Origin of the sequence: Micromonospora endolithica (genome assembly GCF_003626595.1) — a bacterium.
GTDB classification, from domain to species: domain Bacteria; phylum Actinomycetota; class Actinomycetes; order Mycobacteriales; family Micromonosporaceae; genus Micromonospora; species Micromonospora endolithica.
On the sequence record NZ_RBAK01000003.1, the window covers coordinates 200,583 to 216,007 of the forward strand.

At 72.0% G+C, this 15,425-nt stretch carries 15 protein-coding genes; 10 read left to right on the forward strand and 5 right to left on the reverse strand.

The window, feature by feature from the left end:
• Positions 1-14: 14 nt before the first annotated feature.
• From D7223_RS10145 to D7223_RS10155, 3 genes are read right to left on the reverse strand one after another with little or no spacing between them, the layout of a single operon-like run.
• Positions 15-752, reverse strand: coding sequence for an ABC transporter permease (locus D7223_RS10145; protein WP_120727491.1), 738 nt, complete (start codon positions 750-752; stop codon positions 15-17).
• 9 nt (positions 753-761) lie between these two features.
• Positions 762-1,649: an ABC transporter ATP-binding protein gene (locus D7223_RS10150; protein ID WP_120727493.1), complete on the reverse strand. Its 888-nt coding sequence runs from the start codon at positions 1,647-1,649 to the stop codon at positions 762-764.
• Positions 1,649-3,790, reverse strand: a complete 2,142-nt coding sequence (locus D7223_RS10155) for a HelD family protein (protein WP_120727495.1) — start codon at positions 3,788-3,790, stop codon at positions 1,649-1,651. The genes D7223_RS10150 and D7223_RS10155 overlap by 1 nt, the downstream gene beginning before the upstream one ends.
• Positions 3,791-4,048: 258 nt before the next feature.
• Between D7223_RS10155 and D7223_RS32740 the strand changes: the two genes are divergently transcribed.
• The 3 genes from D7223_RS32740 to D7223_RS10170 all read left to right on the forward strand — a co-directional run bounded on the left by D7223_RS32740 (position 4,049) and on the right by D7223_RS10170 (position 6,323).
• Positions 4,049-5,134 carry an ADP-ribosyltransferase gene (locus D7223_RS32740; RefSeq protein ID WP_147252619.1) on the forward strand — a complete coding sequence of 362 codons (1,086 nt, stop codon included), beginning with the start codon at positions 4,049-4,051 and terminating at the stop codon, positions 5,132-5,134.
• Between the two features lie 5 nt (positions 5,135-5,139).
• On the forward strand, positions 5,140-5,388 hold the full coding sequence (locus tag D7223_RS10165; protein WP_120727497.1) for a hypothetical protein: 249 nt from the start codon (positions 5,140-5,142) through the stop codon (positions 5,386-5,388).
• An 83-nt stretch (positions 5,389-5,471) separates the two neighbouring features.
• On the forward strand, positions 5,472-6,323 hold the full coding sequence (locus tag D7223_RS10170; protein ID WP_120727498.1) for a menaquinone biosynthetic enzyme MqnA/MqnD family protein: 852 nt from the start codon (positions 5,472-5,474) through the stop codon (positions 6,321-6,323).
• Positions 6,324-6,438: 115 nt separating this feature from the next.
• Here the strand turns inward: D7223_RS10170 and D7223_RS10175 are convergent, their stop codons facing one another.
• A complete protein-coding gene (locus D7223_RS10175) occupies positions 6,439-7,392 on the reverse strand; it encodes a serine hydrolase (protein WP_120727500.1) in 954 nt (317 codons plus the stop codon).
• Positions 7,392-8,351: a serine hydrolase gene (locus D7223_RS10180; RefSeq protein WP_120727502.1), complete on the reverse strand. Its 960-nt coding sequence runs from the start codon at positions 8,349-8,351 to the stop codon at positions 7,392-7,394. Before D7223_RS10180 ends, D7223_RS10175 begins: the two co-directional genes overlap by 1 nt.
• A 364-nt stretch (positions 8,352-8,715) precedes the next feature.
• On the opposite strand from D7223_RS10180, the gene paaA reads away from it, so the two are divergent.
• The 7 genes from paaA (at position 8,716) to D7223_RS33000 (ending at position 15,338) form a co-directional block, all read left to right on the forward strand.
• Complete coding sequence (gene paaA, locus D7223_RS10185; protein WP_120727504.1) at positions 8,716-9,780, forward strand: 1,2-phenylacetyl-CoA epoxidase subunit PaaA; 1,065 nt, start codon at positions 8,716-8,718, stop codon at positions 9,778-9,780.
• Complete coding sequence (gene paaB / locus D7223_RS10190) at positions 9,777-10,067, forward strand: 1,2-phenylacetyl-CoA epoxidase subunit PaaB (RefSeq protein ID WP_120727506.1); 291 nt, start codon at positions 9,777-9,779, stop codon at positions 10,065-10,067. Before paaA ends, paaB begins: the two co-directional genes overlap by 4 nt.
• Positions 10,064-10,789, forward strand: coding sequence for a 1,2-phenylacetyl-CoA epoxidase subunit PaaC (gene paaC / locus D7223_RS10195; protein ID WP_120727508.1), 726 nt, complete (start codon positions 10,064-10,066; stop codon positions 10,787-10,789). Before paaB ends, paaC begins: the two co-directional genes overlap by 4 nt.
• On the forward strand, positions 10,786-11,262 hold the full coding sequence (paaD, locus tag D7223_RS10200) for a 1,2-phenylacetyl-CoA epoxidase subunit PaaD (protein ID WP_120727510.1): 477 nt from the start codon (positions 10,786-10,788) through the stop codon (positions 11,260-11,262). Before paaC ends, paaD begins: the two co-directional genes overlap by 4 nt.
• Positions 11,259-12,386 (forward strand): 1,2-phenylacetyl-CoA epoxidase subunit PaaE, encoded by a 1,128-nt coding sequence (gene paaE / locus D7223_RS10205; RefSeq protein ID WP_120727512.1) that lies wholly within the window; start codon positions 11,259-11,261, stop codon positions 12,384-12,386. The genes paaD and paaE overlap by 4 nt, the downstream gene beginning before the upstream one ends.
• Positions 12,387-12,655: 269 nt before the next feature.
• Positions 12,656-13,846, forward strand: a complete 1,191-nt coding sequence (gene mqnC / locus D7223_RS10210) for a cyclic dehypoxanthinyl futalosine synthase (RefSeq protein ID WP_120727514.1) — start codon at positions 12,656-12,658, stop codon at positions 13,844-13,846.
• A gap of 289 nt (positions 13,847-14,135) precedes the next feature.
• Positions 14,136-15,338, forward strand: coding sequence for a cell wall anchor protein (locus tag D7223_RS33000; RefSeq protein WP_186832295.1), 1,203 nt, complete (start codon positions 14,136-14,138; stop codon positions 15,336-15,338).
• Positions 15,339-15,425: the final 87 nt, after the last annotated feature.

The following is a 15,425-nucleotide window of genomic DNA, read 5'->3' on the forward strand; positions in this document are numbered from 1 at the left end:
GAACGGGCGAAACATCAACTGAACCGGCGACCCTCGTCCCGCCGGTACGCCCAACCGGCCAGCGCGGCCAGGGCCACCACCCAGACGCCCAGCATGACCAGGGACAGCGGATTCACCTCGTAGTCGCCGACGACCGCCCACATCAGTTCCACCGCACCCCGGGTGGGCAGGTACGGCGCGACCGCCTGGATGAAGCCGGGCGCCTGGTCGGGTGCGCTGAGCAGGCCGCCGCCGAAGGCCAGCGGGAAGAACACGATCTGCGCCACCACGATCGCCGCCTTGCTCGGCAGCGAGTATCCGATGGCCAGGCCCATCAGGGTGAACGGCACCGAGATCACCGCCACCGCGGGAAGCGCGAGCAGGAGCGCGCCCGGGGTGGTCCGGGCGGCGGTCAGCGTCGCGCCGATCAGCACCACCGGCACCAGGGACAGGTAGGTGACCGCCAGCCCGGCCAGCACCCGGCCGGCGAAGCGCGGCGCGGACCCGGCGGGCAGCGTCCGGGTGTAGGGACTCCACGGCTGGTCACGGTCCTCGGCGACGCCGACGCCGTACTGGAAGATGTTGGCGCTCATCACCGAGAAGGTGACCATCGCGGCGGTCGCGAAGGTGGCGGCGACGGGGTCCTTCCCGGCGAAGGGCACCACGAAGAACAGCATCGCGGCGGCGGGGAAGAAGGCACTGCCGAAGATCGCGACCGGAATCCGCACGATCTCCAGCAGCTGGTAGCGGGTGTGGACCAGAACGAGTCGCACGTCGTCTCCTCAGACCGCGGCCGGTTGGGCGGCGTCGCCGGCGGTGATGGCGAGGAACGCCTCCTCCAGCGAGGTGGGACGTACCTCCAGGTCGCGGAACGCCACCCCGGAGGTGACCAGGTCCCGCACCAGCTGGTCGGCGTCGGCGGTGAGCAGGTGGGTGCGCCCGTCGATCCGTTCGGTGCGAACCACGCCGGACAGCGCCGGCAACTCGTCGGCGACCAGGCTCACCCGGCGTACGCCGACGACGGCCCGCACCGCCTCGACAGTGTCGTCGACGAGCACCCGGCCGTGCCCGATCACCACCACCCGCTGGGCCAGCGCCTCCACCTCCTCCAGGTAGTGGCTGCTGAGCAGGACGGTCCCGCCGTCCGCGTGGAACTCCCGGATCGCGTCCCAGAGGGAGTGCCGCGCCTCCACGTCGAGTCCGGTGGTCGGCTCGTCGAGCACCACCAGCCGGGGGCGGCCGACGAAGGCCAGGGCCACCGCCAGCCGCCGGCGCTGGCCGCCGGACAGGCCGCCGGTCTGCCGTCGCACCAGCTCACCGAGGCCGAAACGGTCCAGCAGTTCGGCCCGGGGCACCGGGTCGGGGTAGTGGGCCGAGACGAAGTCGACCACCTCGCCGACCCGCAGGGTGCCCGGCAGGCCGGTCTCCTGCGGGGTGACTCCGAGCTGTCGTCGGGACGCCGGGTCGCGCGGGTCGCCGCCGGACAGCTCGACCCGCCCGGAGGTGGGCCGGCGCAGCCCGACCAGCAGGTTGAGCAGGGTGCTCTTCCCCGCTCCGTTCGGACCGAGGAGGCCGACCAGTTCGCCGGCACGCACCTCGAGGTCCACGCGGTCCAGGGCGAGCACGTCGCCGTAGCGGCGGGTGGCCTGTGCGGCGCGGGCGAGGATCATCACTGCTCCATGGGGTCGGTGGGGGCGGGCGGACCGGGGTCGCCGGCCACCGGGACCAGCGGTTCGGGCAGCGGCGCCACGTGCAGCACCGCCAGCCGGGACACCGCCCGGGTGAGCACCACGTAGAGGCGGTGCAGTCCACGCGGCTCGGCGGCCACGATCGCCGCCGGCTCGACGACCACGACGTGGTCGTACTCCAGGCCCTTGACCAGGGTCGCGGGCACCACCGTAACGCGCGCGCGGGCCGCCGGATCGTCGGCGGTCGCGGCGTCGATCCCGGCGGCCGCCAGCGCGGCGCGCAGGCCGTCCACCGCCGCGTCCGCGGCGATCACGCCGACCGAGCCGTCGTACGCCAGCGCCGCCCGCACCTCGGCCACCGTCGCGGCCGGCAGGTCGTCGACCGTACGCACGTCGAGCCCGCCGTCGTGGCGCAGCGACTCGGCCGGGGGCACGTCGACGGCGAGTGCCGGCAGCAGCCGGTTGGCGAAGGCGACCACGGCGGCGGGTACCCGGAAGCCGACGGTCAGCGGCACCACCGCGGCGTCCGGTTTCCCGAGGTGGCGCAGCGACTCGTGCCAGTCGGTGGCCGCCCACGGCGCGGTGCCCTGGGCCAGGTCACCGAGGAGGGTGACCGAACCGTGCTCACTGCGCCGGGCCAGCGCCCGGCACTGCATGGCGGACAGGTCCTGCGCCTCGTCGACGACCACGTGCCCGTACCCGGCCGTCCGCTCGATCAACCCGGCCGCCTCGTCCAGGAGCACCGCGTCGGCGGCGGTCCACCGCATCGCCTTCGGGGTGCGGGCCGGCTTCGCCGGGCGGAGCAGCGCCCGTTCGGCGTCGGTGAGCAGGCCGTCGGCCGCGGCGGTCAGCGCGTCCGGGTCGGTGAGCAGGAGGTGCACCAACCCGTCCGGGGTGAGCGCCGGCCAGACCGCGTCGAGGAAGTCGACCACCGGGCGGGACCTGCCCATCCGGCGCAGCCAGGCGTCGCTCGGCGACTCCGCCCGGCGGGCCTCGGCCTGCCGTTGCAGCAGACTCACCACCCGGGCCCGCACCCGATCCCGGCCGGTCGCGTACGGCAGACCCTCCCGGCGCGTCTCCTGGACGATCCGGTGCAGCGGCTCCAGACCGATCCGCCAGCGGAACGAGCCGTCCGAGACCACCACCGGCTCGGTGGGTGCGGAGATGTGCGCCTCCACCGCGCGTCGCAGCACCTCGGCCAGCCGGGCGTCGTGCTTGATCACGGCTACCGCCGGGTCCTCGGTCGCCCGCACCGGCACCCGGCCGACCAGGTCCTCCACCGTGGCCTGGTCCACCTCCACCTCACCGAGCGCGGGCAGCACCGCCGCGATGTACGACAGGAAGGCCCGGTTCGGGCCGACGATCAGCACGCCCGAGCGGCGCAACCGCTCCCGGTGCAGATAGAGCAGGTACGCCGCCCGGTGCAGGCCGACCGCCGTCTTCCCGGTGCCCGGCGCGCCCTGCACGCAGATCGAGTCGGCCAGTTCGGCCCGGACCAGCTCGTCCTGCTCGGGCTGGATGGTCGCGACGATGTCCCGCATCGGGCCGACGCGCGGTCGTTCGATCTCGGCGGTCAGGATCCGGCTGGCCGTACCCAGCTCCTCGCCCCGGTCCAGCCGCTCGTCCTCGAAGCTGGTCAGCTCACCACCGTGGAAGCCGAAGCGGCGGCGGACCGCCACCCCCTGCGGGTCGCGGGCACTGGCCCGGTAGAACGACCGGGAGACCGGGGCCCGCCAGTCCAGCACCAGGGGTTCGCCCTGCGCGTCGGTGACGTGCCGCCGGCCGACGTGGTACGCCCGTCCGGCGTGGTCGGTGTCCTCGTCGCCCGGTCCGGCCCCGGGCGTCCGGCTTTCGCCGGGCTCCGTCCCGGTCGCCGCGCCGAAGTCGAGTTTGCCGAAGAACAGCGGCGTGGTCGGGTCGTCGGCCAGCTCGGCGACCCGCCGGGCCATGTGCCGGCCGAGCTGCTCGGCGGTGTACGCGTCACCGGCGACCTTGTCGCCGGTGGCGAACAGCGCCTCGGCGCGCTCCCGCATCCGGCGCAGCGCGGCGCGGGACTCCTCCAGATGCTCCCGTTCGGCGGTGAGTTCGGTGTCCAGTGACTGTTCCTGGGCGTGCAGGGTCATCCTCGTACCTCTCGGGGAAGAACTCTGCCGCTCGCGTGTCCGACCTCGGTCGGCGCGGGGACGTCCGCTGCGGTGCTACACACCTCGGCCGTCGGGCGGGAGGAAGCAGTCTACGCCGGCCGGGGACGTCGGCAAACGCATTTCCGGCGGCGGCGGGGTGGCCGTGGTCGATCCCGACCGCTACGCTCCCGTCGGATCTTGAGGATCCCTTCTCGACCCGTCCGGGTCGCCGACCGGTGCGCACCCGGAGGGCCGAGCATGGGGCTGGAGCTTCCCGCCGAGCTGACCGAGCCGCTGAGCTGGATCGGTCTGGAATGGCCGCAGGCCGACGAGGAACTGCTCTTCGCCGCCGGGCGGCGTTGGCTGGAGTTCGGCCTGCACCTGCAACGGGTCGCCGAACGCGCCGAGGCGGCAGCGCAGGCGGTCTGGCAGGCCAACGTCGGTGAGACCGTCGACGCATTCCAGCAGTGGTGGCAGCGGGAGGACGGCCCGCGGGCGCGGCTACGCGAGGACGCGATCGCGGCACAGCTCATCGGCGCGGCACTGCTCGCCTTCGCGGCCCTCACCCTGGCCATGAAGATCGCCTTCTTCGTCCAGCTGGTGGTCCTGCTGGTGCAGGTGTCGATGGCGATCGCCGCCGCCGTACCGACCGCCGGTGCCTCGACGGCCGCCGTGCCGGGCTTCATCGCCGCGACGCGGATCGTCTGTCAACGGCTGGTCCGGATGCTCGTCGACCAGGTGAAGACGCTGCTCCGGGAGATCCTGGAGCGGGCGAAGAGCCTCCTCAAGATCGTCCGACGACGGCCCGGTGCGGCCCGTCCCCCACACACGCCGGGCCCCGACCCGACGCCGCTCGGCGCACCCCTGAGTCGTACGCTCACCGACGCCGACCGGGCGGCGCTGACCGACTACACCGGTCCCGGCTACCGGTCGATGAACCCCTTCCTGCGCGACCCCGGCAGGTACGCGCCGGACGAGGCCGCCGCCCTCCAGGTCCGCGCCGACCGGGTCTCCGAGGCCCTCGCGAAGCTTCCCGAGCGGCCGGGCACCACCTACCGCGGCGGTGAGTACCCCGACGACCTGCTGGCCCGCTACGAACCCGGGCAGGTCGTCACCGAACGTGCCTTCACCAGCACCTCCACCGACCCGCGGGTGGCCCAGGGGGCGTTCGACGGCAACACCGTGATGGTGATCTCGGGCCGGAACGGGCGGGACGTCGCGCCGTACTCCGACTATCCCGACGAGGCCGAGATCCTGTACGACCAGGCGACGAACTTCAAGGTGACCAGCAAGGCGTGGGATGCTGACCTCGGCAAGTGGGTCGTGACGATGGAGGAGATGTGAGCGGCATGACGCCAGCCCGGGAGCCCGTCAGCGACGAGGAGCGGGAGCGCGCCGCCCGCGCGGTCGAGCAGCTCAAGCGTGATCTCGCCGCCGCATCGGACCGGCCGGCGCCGCGGCGTACCGATCCGGAGAAGTTCACCGACCCGGTCGGCCTGGACCGCGACGGCAACTACCAGCGCCCGCTCGACGAGCAGGAGCGCGCGCACCGCGCCGAGGTCCGCCGCCGCGCCGCCGAGGACTCCGACGGGCGCTGACCGCGGAGGTCGCCGCTGCGGGTTCGGCCACTCCGGTGCCGTCCCGCTGAGCCCGTCCCGACCGGCGGGGATACGGTCGGGGTATGGCTGATCGCGTCGCACGCCCCCGGGTCGGGCACATCCAGTTCCTGAACTGCCTGCCGATCTACTGGGGTCTGATGCGTTCCGGTGCCCTGATCGACGTCGACCTGCACAAGGACTCGCCGGACCGGTTGAGCGCCGCGCTGGTCGCCGGGGACCTGGACATCGGCCCGATCTCCCACGTCGAATACCTGCGGCACGCCGACGAGCTGCTGCTCCTGCCGGACCTGGCGGTGGGCAGCGACGGGCCGGTGCTCTCGGTGAACGTGGTCTCCACCCGGCCGCTGGACGAGCTGGACCACGGCAAGGTGGCGCTCGGCTCGACGTCGCGGACCGGCGTGCTGCTCGCGCAGCTCCTGCTGGGCGAGCGGTACGGGGTGCACCCCGAGTACTTCCGCTGCCCGCCGGACCTCACCCAGATGCTGCTGGAGGCCGACGCCGCGGTGCTGATCGGCGACGTGGCGCTGCGCGCCCTCTACGAGGCGCCGCGCCGGGGCCTGGCGGTGACCGACCTCGGGCAGGCGTGGCGGGAGTGGACCGGGCTGCCGATGGTCTTCGCCGTCTGGGCGGTCCGCCGTGACTTCGCCGCCGCGCATCCCGGGCTGGTCAAGGAGGTGCACGAGGCGTTCCTGCGCTCCCGGGACCTCTGCCTGGCGGAGCTGGACCAGGTGGCCGAGGCGGCCGCCCGCTGGGAGCCGTTCGACGCGGCGACGCTGGCCTCGTACTTCCGGGCCCTTGACTTCTCCCTCGGCGAACGGCAGGTCGCGGGCGTGCGGGAGTTCGCCCGCCGCGCCGCCGCCCTGGGCGCCACCCCCGACCTTCCGCCGACCGGGCCGGAGTTCTTCGCCGGCTGACCCGGGCCGCCGGCGGCCTGCCGCCGGCCGCGCCGGCAAGATCGCGCTCGATCACCGAAGTAGTGGCCTCGGTAGGCGCGGGAGGCCACTACTTCATGGTGCGAGCGCGATCACCTCAGCCGGCGTCGCGGAGCAGCGCCTCGGTGATCTTCTGGCAGTTCTTCATGCCGTACTCGTAGCCCATGTTGATCGGGTACCGCACCATCACGCCCATCGTCCAGGTGTCACCGATAGCGAGGCAGTTGATGTGCATCTCCTGCTCGCGGGTGCGGTCGATCCAGCCGTTCTTGATGGCGATGTTCTTGCGCTCGGCGGCCGGGAACGCCTTGCGGATGCCGAAGTCACCCGCGCCGCGCACCTGCTTCATCTCGCTGAGCAGCCACCTCGTCCATTTCGGGCCGGCGGCCCGCCCATCGGCGATGCACTGCCCGAGTCGTGCGGTGTCGCGCGGGGAAAGCTCGGTGCGGCTCCAGCCCTCGTCGCTGGCCACCTTGCTGTCGGTCAGCTCGCAGAGCGAGAGCAGGCGCTTGATCGACGCCTCGCGGTCCAACGAGTTGTAGAACTGTTCGGTCCGGGTGTTGTCGCTGTCCCGGATGATCTTCGTGGCGTCGGCCAGCTTCGCGTCGCTGGGCGTCTTCCCGGCCTCGGCGGTACGCCGGAGGTAGTCGGCGACGATCCAGGACTTGATCAACGACGCGGTGGTGCTGGTCTCGGCCATGTTGTCCGAGCCGATGATCTCGCCGGTGCGCCGGTCCAGCACGCTCCACGAGTACCAGCCCTCGATGTCGAGGTCGAGGTCCTTCGCCACGAACGGCAGCGGTTCGCGCGTGGCCCGCGGCGACGGGCTGGCGGCCGGCGGCCGGGCGCGGCGGTCGGTGGCGGACCCGGTCTGACGCTCGCCGGGTGCCGCGGGCTCGCCCCATCGGGCGGCGGCCTGGGACTCGAACGGGGAACCGGGCAGCAGGCGCAGGGACACCAGCACCATGCCGATCAGGATGGCCGTCACCGCGATCAACTTCCCGAGTGACGTCCCGCCGGACGGTCGTGCCGTGGCGCGGCGGCGGGCCATCAGAGCTTCCCGACCGGCTGCTGCGGCACCTTCAGGGCGGCGCCGGGCTGGGGGGTGACCAGCTGGCTGGCGACGCTCGCGCAGACCTGGGAGCCGTACGTCAACCCGCTCTTCTGCGGGTAGCGCAGCATCACCGCGAGGCTCCACTTCTCGGTCACGGCCAGGCAGTTGACGTGCCAGTTGCCGTCGTAGTTCAGCGGGGTCCACCCGTTCTTGATGCTGACCGGGCCCTGCGCGGTGATCGACGCGGGCAGGCCGTCGACGATGCCCCACCTGCCGCCGCCGGAGCGCAGCTTCTGGTCCTTGGCGGCGGTCGTGCCCCGGACCTTGCTCATCTCGTCCAGCAGGTATGTCGTCCACTTCGGGCCGGCGGCCTTGCCGTCGCCGATGCAGTCGCCGAGCCGGACCGCGTCGCGCGGGGACATCCGGGTGAAGCTCCACCAGCCGACGTAGCCGGGGACGTTGCCCGGCTTGGTGTCGGTCAGCCCGCAAATGCTGATCATCCGCTTGACGGTGGCGGCCCTGCCGACGGCGGCGTAGAGCCTGTTCGCCGCGTCGTCGTCGCTGTCCCGGATGGCGGTGGTGATGTTCTTCTTCATCGCCGCCGGGATCGGCTTGCCACCCAGCAGGCGCAGGTAGTCGGCGGCGAACCAGGACTTGATCATCGACTCGGTGGAGCTGGTCGAGGCCATGTTCTTCGAGCCGGAGATGGTTCCGGTCGCCCGGTCCATGAGGGCCCAGGAGAAGAACTCGCCCTTGAAGTTCACCGAGACCGTCCCGGCGGCCAGGGTCGGCGGCGGGGGAGCCTTGGGCGCGGGCGCCGCGACGCTCTGCGCGCCACCTCCGCTGCCGCCGGCCTCGCCGCCGTCGGCCAGCCGGGCGTACGCGGCGGGCACCAGCAGGGCGCCGCCGAGCAGGACCGTCACGACGGCGAACACCATGGTCACGCGGGATCGCATGAGTGGGTGAGCTCCAGATGTCAGGGCCGGGGGGCCGGCTTCACGTTGTCCGGGGGGATCGGGCGGACCGCCGAGGGGGCCGGAGCCTCCGCTGGTGCCTTGGGGCGATCGTCGGGAGCCGATCGGTGTGCCGGGGGAAGTCTACGTGCGGATTTGTCCCACGCCACGGCTCGACACCTGGCAATCCACGACCTGGTAGGGATATAGAGCCGCTTTGCCTCTTCTGAGGTGATTCATCTTTGCCGAATGACCCAAGTCACAGTCGGTCCCGCTACTCCGGGTTGCCGGGTGATCACCGGACCGACCATCGGAATTCTGTTACACCCTCTGGTGCGGGAGGCCGCGAGCTGTAACACTTGTCCTCATGTATGGCAACGACTTCTCCGCCGAGGACACTGCCGGCGGCGGCCTGCTCGGCGAGGTCGAGGCGGCCGAGGCCGCGCTGCGCGAGGCGGCAGCCCGGGGCCGACGAGGTGCGCCCGGCCCGGACCAGGACCTGGCGGCGTACTTCGCCGAGGTCGTCGAGGCCGACCAGAAGATCGAGCCGCGGGACTGGATGCCCGAGGCGTACCGGAAGACGCTGATCCGCCAGATCGCCCAGCACGCGCATTCCGAGATCATCGGGATGCAGCCCGAGGGCAACTGGATCAGCCGCGCCCCGTCGCTGAAGCGCAAGGCGATCCTGCTGGCCAAGGTGCAGGACGAGGCCGGTCACGGCCTCTACCTCTACGCCGCCGCGGAGACCCTCGGCATCAGCCGGGACGAGCTGGTCGACATGCTGCTCAACGGGCGGCAGAAGTACAGCTCGATCTTCAACTACCCGACGTTGACCTGGGCCGACGTCGGAGCGATCGGCTGGCTGGTCGACGGCGCCGCGATCGTCAACCAGGTCCCCCTGTGCCGCTGCTCGTACGGCCCGTACGCGCGGGCGATGATCCGGGTCTGCAAGGAGGAGTCGTTCCACCAGCGGCAGGGCTACGAGATCCTGCACACCCTGGCGCACGGCACCCCGGGGCAGAAGGCGATGGCCCAGGACGCGGTGAACCGCTGGTGGTACCCGTCGCTGGCCATGTTCGGCCCGCCGGACACCGACTCCACCCACTCGGCGCAGTCGATGGCCTGGAAGATCAAGCGTTTCTCCAACGACGAGCTGCGGCAGCGCTTCGTGGACATGTGCGTCGGCCAGGCCGAGGTGCTCGGGGTCACCATCCCCGACCCGGCCCTGCGCTGGAACGACGAGCGCCAGTCGTACGACTACACCCAGCCCGACTACGACGAGCTGATGCGGGTGATCAAGGGCGAGGGGCCGTGCAACCGGCAACGGATGGAACACCGCCGCCGGGCCCACGCCGAGGGTGCCTGGGTCCGGGACGCCGCCACGGCGTACGCGGCCAAGCAGGCGGCGAAGAGGGAGAAGGTGGCCGCGTGAACAGCCAGGCACACAGTCCGCTCTGGGAGGTCTTCGTGCGCGCCCGGCGGGGGCTGTCGCACACCCACGTCGGCAGCCTGCACGCGCCGGACGCGGAGCTGGCCCTGCGCAACGCCCGGGACCTCTACACCCGCCGCCAGGAGGGCGTGTCGATCTGGGTGGTGCCGGCGAGCGCGATCACCGCGTCCAGCCCGGACGAGAAGGACGCCTTCTTCGACCCGGCGGCCGACAAGGTCTACCGGCATCCCACGTTCTACGAGGTGCCGGACGGGGTGGCGCACCTGTGAAGGGTCCCTTCGACTTCACACTGGGGCTGGCCGACGACGCGCTGGTCGCGGCGCAGCGGCTCGCCGAGTGGTCGACCCGCGCACCGGAGATGGAAGAGGACATCGCGCTGTCCAACATCGCCCTCGACCAGCTCGGCGCGGCGCGGCTGCTGCTGACGTACGCGGGCGAACTGGAGGGGGCCGGCCGGGACGAGGACGCGCTGGCCTTCGGCCGGGACGACCGGGAGTTCCGCAACTGCCTCCTGGTCGAGCTGCCCAACGGCGATTTCGCGGTGACGATGGCGAAGCTGCTCCTCCTGTCGGCGTACCAGCTCCCGCTCTACACCGCGCTCGCCGCCTGCGCCGACGAGCGGCTCGCCGCCATCGGGGGCAAGGCGCGCAAGGAGTCGGCGTACCACCTGGACCACAGCTCGCTGTGGGTGAAACGGCTCGGTGACGGCACCGAGGAGTCGCACCGTCGGATGCAGGCCGCGGTGGACGAGATGTGGCCGTACACCCACGAGCTGTTCGCGGCGGACCCGGCGGCGCCGGTCGACCCGGCCACCCTGCGGCCCGACTTCGACGCCGTGGTGTCGGCGGTGCTCGACGAGGCGACGCTGACCCGTCCGGAGACGACCTGGGCACCGGCCGGCGGGCGCGACGGCGTGCACACCGAGCACCTGTCGTTCCTGCTCGCCGAGATGCAGGTGCTGCACCGCGCCCATCCCGGGGCCCGCTGGTGACGGGGACGAGGGAGGCCGTCGCGGCGGTGGTGGACCCGGAGATCCGGGTGATCACCATCGACGAGCTGGGCATCCTGCGGGCGGTCGACGAGGACCCGGCGACCGGTCGGGTCGTCGTCACCATCACCCCCACCTACACCGGCTGCCCGGCGATGGACGTGATCCGGGCCGACATCCGCCAAGCCCTGGCCGCCGCCGGCCGTCCGGACGCCGAGATCCGTACCGTGTTCAGCCCGGCCTGGAGCACCGACTGGATCTCCGATTCCGGGCGGGCGAAGCTGGCCGCCGCCGGGATCGCCCCGCCGGCCCCGGTCCGGGCCGGCAACGTCGTCCCGCTCACCCTCGCGGTCCGCTGCCCGCGCTGCGGCTCGCCGGAGACCGAGCAGCTCAGCCGCTTCGGGTCCACCGCGTGCAAGGCGTTGTGGCGCTGCCGCTCCTGCTCCGAACCCTTCGACCACCTGAAGGCGCTGTGACTGTCACCATCACCCGACCGGTCCGCCGCCGGCCGGTCTTCCACCCGCTGCCCGTGGCCGCCGTGGACCGGCTCACCGCCGACGCCGTGGCGATCACCTTCGCCGTGCCCGAGGAGCTGCGCGCGACCTTCGCGTTCTCCGCCGGTCAGCACCTGACCGTGCGCCTTCCCGGTGGAGCCGGGGCGGCCGGGTCCGCCGGGGAGGACGTCCGCCGGTCGTACTCGATCTGTTCCACCCCGGACGACCTGGCCCGGCACGGCAGGCTGCGGATCGGGGTGCGGGAGATCCCGGGCGGCGCGTTCTCCGCCTTCGCGTGCGGGGCGTTGCGCGACGGCGACACGGTGGAGGTGCTGCCTCCGCTGGGCCACTTCACCACGGCGTTCGCGCCGGACCGGGTCCGCCACTACGGCGCGGTCGTCGCCGGTTCCGGCATCACCCCGGTGCTGTCGCTGGTCGCGACGGCCCTGGCCGTCGAGCCGGCCAGCACGTTCACCCTGGTGTACGGCAACCGCACGGCGAACACCGTGATGTTCGCCGAGGAGCTGGCCGACCTGAAGGACCGGTACCCGACCCGGCTGCACCTGGTGCACGTGCTGTCCCGGGAGCAGGGCGAGTCGCCGCTGCTGTCCGGGCGGGTCGACGCCGAGCGGCTGGGCCGGCTGCTGGACACCGTCGTGCCGGGCGACACCATCGAGGAGTGGTTCCTCTGCGGCCCGTACGCCATGGTGGTCGACGCCCGCGCGGTGCTGACCGGTCGGGGCGTCGCGGAGTCGGCGGTGCGCACCGAGCTGTTCCACGTGGACGCGCCGCCGGAGCCGGTGCGTCGTCCCGGCGACGAGCCGGGTTCCGGCGCCGAGGTGACGATCGTGCTGGACGGCCGGTCGTCGACCTTCACGATGGGCCCCGACGAGCGGGTGCTCGACGCGGCGTTGAAGGTCCGCTCCGAGCTGCCGTACGCCTGCAAGGGCGGAGTGTGCTCGACCTGCCGGGCCAAGGTGGTGGACGGTGCGGTGACCATGGCGCGCAACTACGCGCTGGAGCCGGACGAGGTGGCGGCCGGTTACGTGTTGACCTGCCAGTCCAGCCCCACCACCGATCGGCTCACGGTCGACTACGACGCCTAGCCTTCGTCGCCGGTCTTCGTCGCTGACGTGCCGGCGTGCCCGCCCACGCGCCGGGAACAGGGTGTCTCGGACGCTGTCGAGCTGAGCCACCCACGACATCACCCGGCCCGGCCGGTTGACCGACCCCGGTCGACCCACTGATTCGTCTGCGACATCAGTTCGACAGCGTCCCGACCGGGACAAGCCCGACCGCGCCCACCATGCCTGCCCCGTCACACGGGTGACCGGGCGGTACGGGTACCCGCCGGCGTCGGCGTAGGCTCGGAGGCGTGACGGTGAGCCGGGAGATCGACGACATCCTGCAACGTGGCGCGGACGGCGGGCGGATCACGCCCGAGGAGGCCCTGCTGCTCTACACCGAGGCGCCGTTCCACGCGCTGGGCGAGGCGGCCGACGCGGTGCGCCGGCGGCGGTACCCGGACAACGTCGTCACCTACCTGATCGATCGCAACATCAACTACACCAACGTCTGCGTGACGGCGTGCAAGTTCTGTGCCTTCTACCGTGCGCCCAAGCACAAGGAGGGCTGGACCCACCCGACCGAGGAGATCCTGCGCCGCTGCGGCGAGGCGGTCGAGCTGGGCGCCACCCAGGTCATGCTCCAGGGCGGGCACCACCCGGACTACGGTGTCGAGTACTACGAGGAGCTGTTCTCCTCGGTGAAGACGGCCTACCCGCAGTTGGCCATCCACTCGATCGGCCCGAGCGAGATCCTGCACATGGCCAAGGTCTCCGGCGTGAGCCTGGACGAGGCGATCTCCCGGATCAAGGCCGCCGGCCTGGACTCGATCGCCGGCGCCGGAGCGGAGATGCTGCCCGAGCGGCCCCGTCGGGCGATCGCCCCGCTCAAGGAGTCGGGCGAGCGCTGGCTGGAGGTCATGGAGCTGGCCCACCGGCAGGGCGTCGAGTCGACCGCGACGATGATGATGGGCACCGGCGAGACCGCCGCCGAGCGGATCGAGCACCTGCGGATGATCCGTGACGTGCAGGACCGCACGCGTGGCTTCCGCGCCTTCATCCCCTGGACCTACCAGCCGGAGAACAACCACCTCAAGGGCCGCACCCAGGCGACCACTCTGGAATACCTGCGGCTGGTGGCGGTGGCCCGGCTGTTCTTCGAGACCGTGCCGCACCTTCAGGCGTCCTGGCTGACCACCGGCAAGGACGTCGGGCAGCTCGCGCTGCACATGGGGGTGGACGACCTCGGCTCGATCATGCTGGAGGAGAACGTCATCTCCTCCGCCGGCGCCCGGCACCGTTCCAACCTGCACGAGCTGATCGCCATGATCCGCTCGGCGGACCGGATCCCGGCCCAGCGGGACACCCTCTACCACCGGCTGGCGGTACACCACACTCCGGCCGACGACCCGACCGACGAGCGGGTCGTGTCGCACTTCTCCTCGATCGCCCTGCCCGGCGGTGGCGCGGGGAAGTCCCTGCCACTGGTCGAGGCGCGCTGACCGCCTCCGCCCCACGGCATTCGACGGTCCATCAGCGACCGGTCACCCTCGGTGATCGGCGCCGGTGGGCCGTTCGGCCATCCGGCGGAGTACACAGATATCGATTCGGTGAACGTTGCGACGACTGCGGTCGACCTGCCGGGACGACAACCGCCATCAATCCGGACAATCCTTAAGTCATCTTTAGGCGGGCAGGCCGCCGCGCTCGATCATGGGGCTGGCGGGGAGGTTCGCCGCCCGCTAACGTCCCGGCCCGTACCTTTCCTTCACCCCACGGGGGGACCCCTTCATGATCTTCCGTAACCGGCCTCTGGTGCGGCTGGGCGCAGCGGCGCTCCTCGCGTCCGGCGCCCTCACCGCGTTCGGCGTCCCGGCGTACGCCGCCGACACCGCCGCCGACCTGTCGGTCGAGGTCACCGGCACCCGGGTCGCGGCCGGCGCTCAGGACAAGGTGGCCTTCGCCAAGATCAAGAACAACGGCCCGGGCACGCCCGACAATTTCGTGGTCGACGTCGACGTTTCCAAGATCGACTTTGCGAAGGTCGCCGTCGTGCCGGTCACCGAAGGTCCGTGCACGATCGACGGTGACGAGCAGCCGACCCGGTTCAGCTGCCTGGTCGACGACAAGACCGTCCCGGGCCCCGGCGAGACCCTCGAGGTCGCGCTGGTGACGTTCAAGGCGGAGGAGGGCGTCGAGCTGCCCTACACCGCGCCGTTCACCGTCACCGTCAAGTCCGACGGGGACACCGCGGCGGACAACGACAGCGCCTCCGCCGAGCTGGTCCTGACCGACGAGAGCGGCGTCGACATGGGCATCGTCGTGCCGGACGTCAAGTTCCAGGCGGACGGGTCGGAGAAGCCGCCGCTGCTGGTGCCCGGCGCCGAGACCTTGGTGCACGTCGAGCTGATCAACCAGGGCGACGTGATCGCCAACGGCATCAAGCTCGACCTCACGCTGCCGAAGGGCGCCACCTTCACCGAGGACCTGCGGGAGTGCACCTACTCGCCGGACCGTCGGGTGGCCAACTGCCCGACCCCGCTGCTCCAGGTGGCGCCGGGCGACATCCTCATCGGCTCCTTCCCGGTGAAGGTCGACGCGGACGTCAAGGCGCCGATCGCCCTCCAGGGCGGCAGCGGCACCGTCACCGCGCTCGGTGAGCTGCCGGCGACCAGCGCGAACGTCGCCGCCACGAAGAAGACTCTCCCGTCGTTCCTCAAGGCCGCCACGGCCGAGCAGGCCGCCGAGGTGCGCGAGATCGACGAGACCGACAACACCGACGCGTACGCGGTGATCGTGGCCGCGAAGGGCGGCTCCGGCGGCGGTGGCGACGACGACGGTGACGGCCCGGGCCTGCCGGTGACCGGCGCCAAGGCCGGCCTGATCGGCGGCATCGGCGGTGCCGTGCTGCTCGCCGGTGGTCTGATGTTCCTGATGGCGCGGCGGCGCCGGGTCGTCCTGGTGACGCCGGGCGACGAGCGGCCGACGGCCTGAGGGTTGTCCTCCATCGACCCGCGAGGGTCGTTCATATAGATGCACGGCAGTGCGGGCGGGATGGGCGACCATCCTGCCCGTACTGTT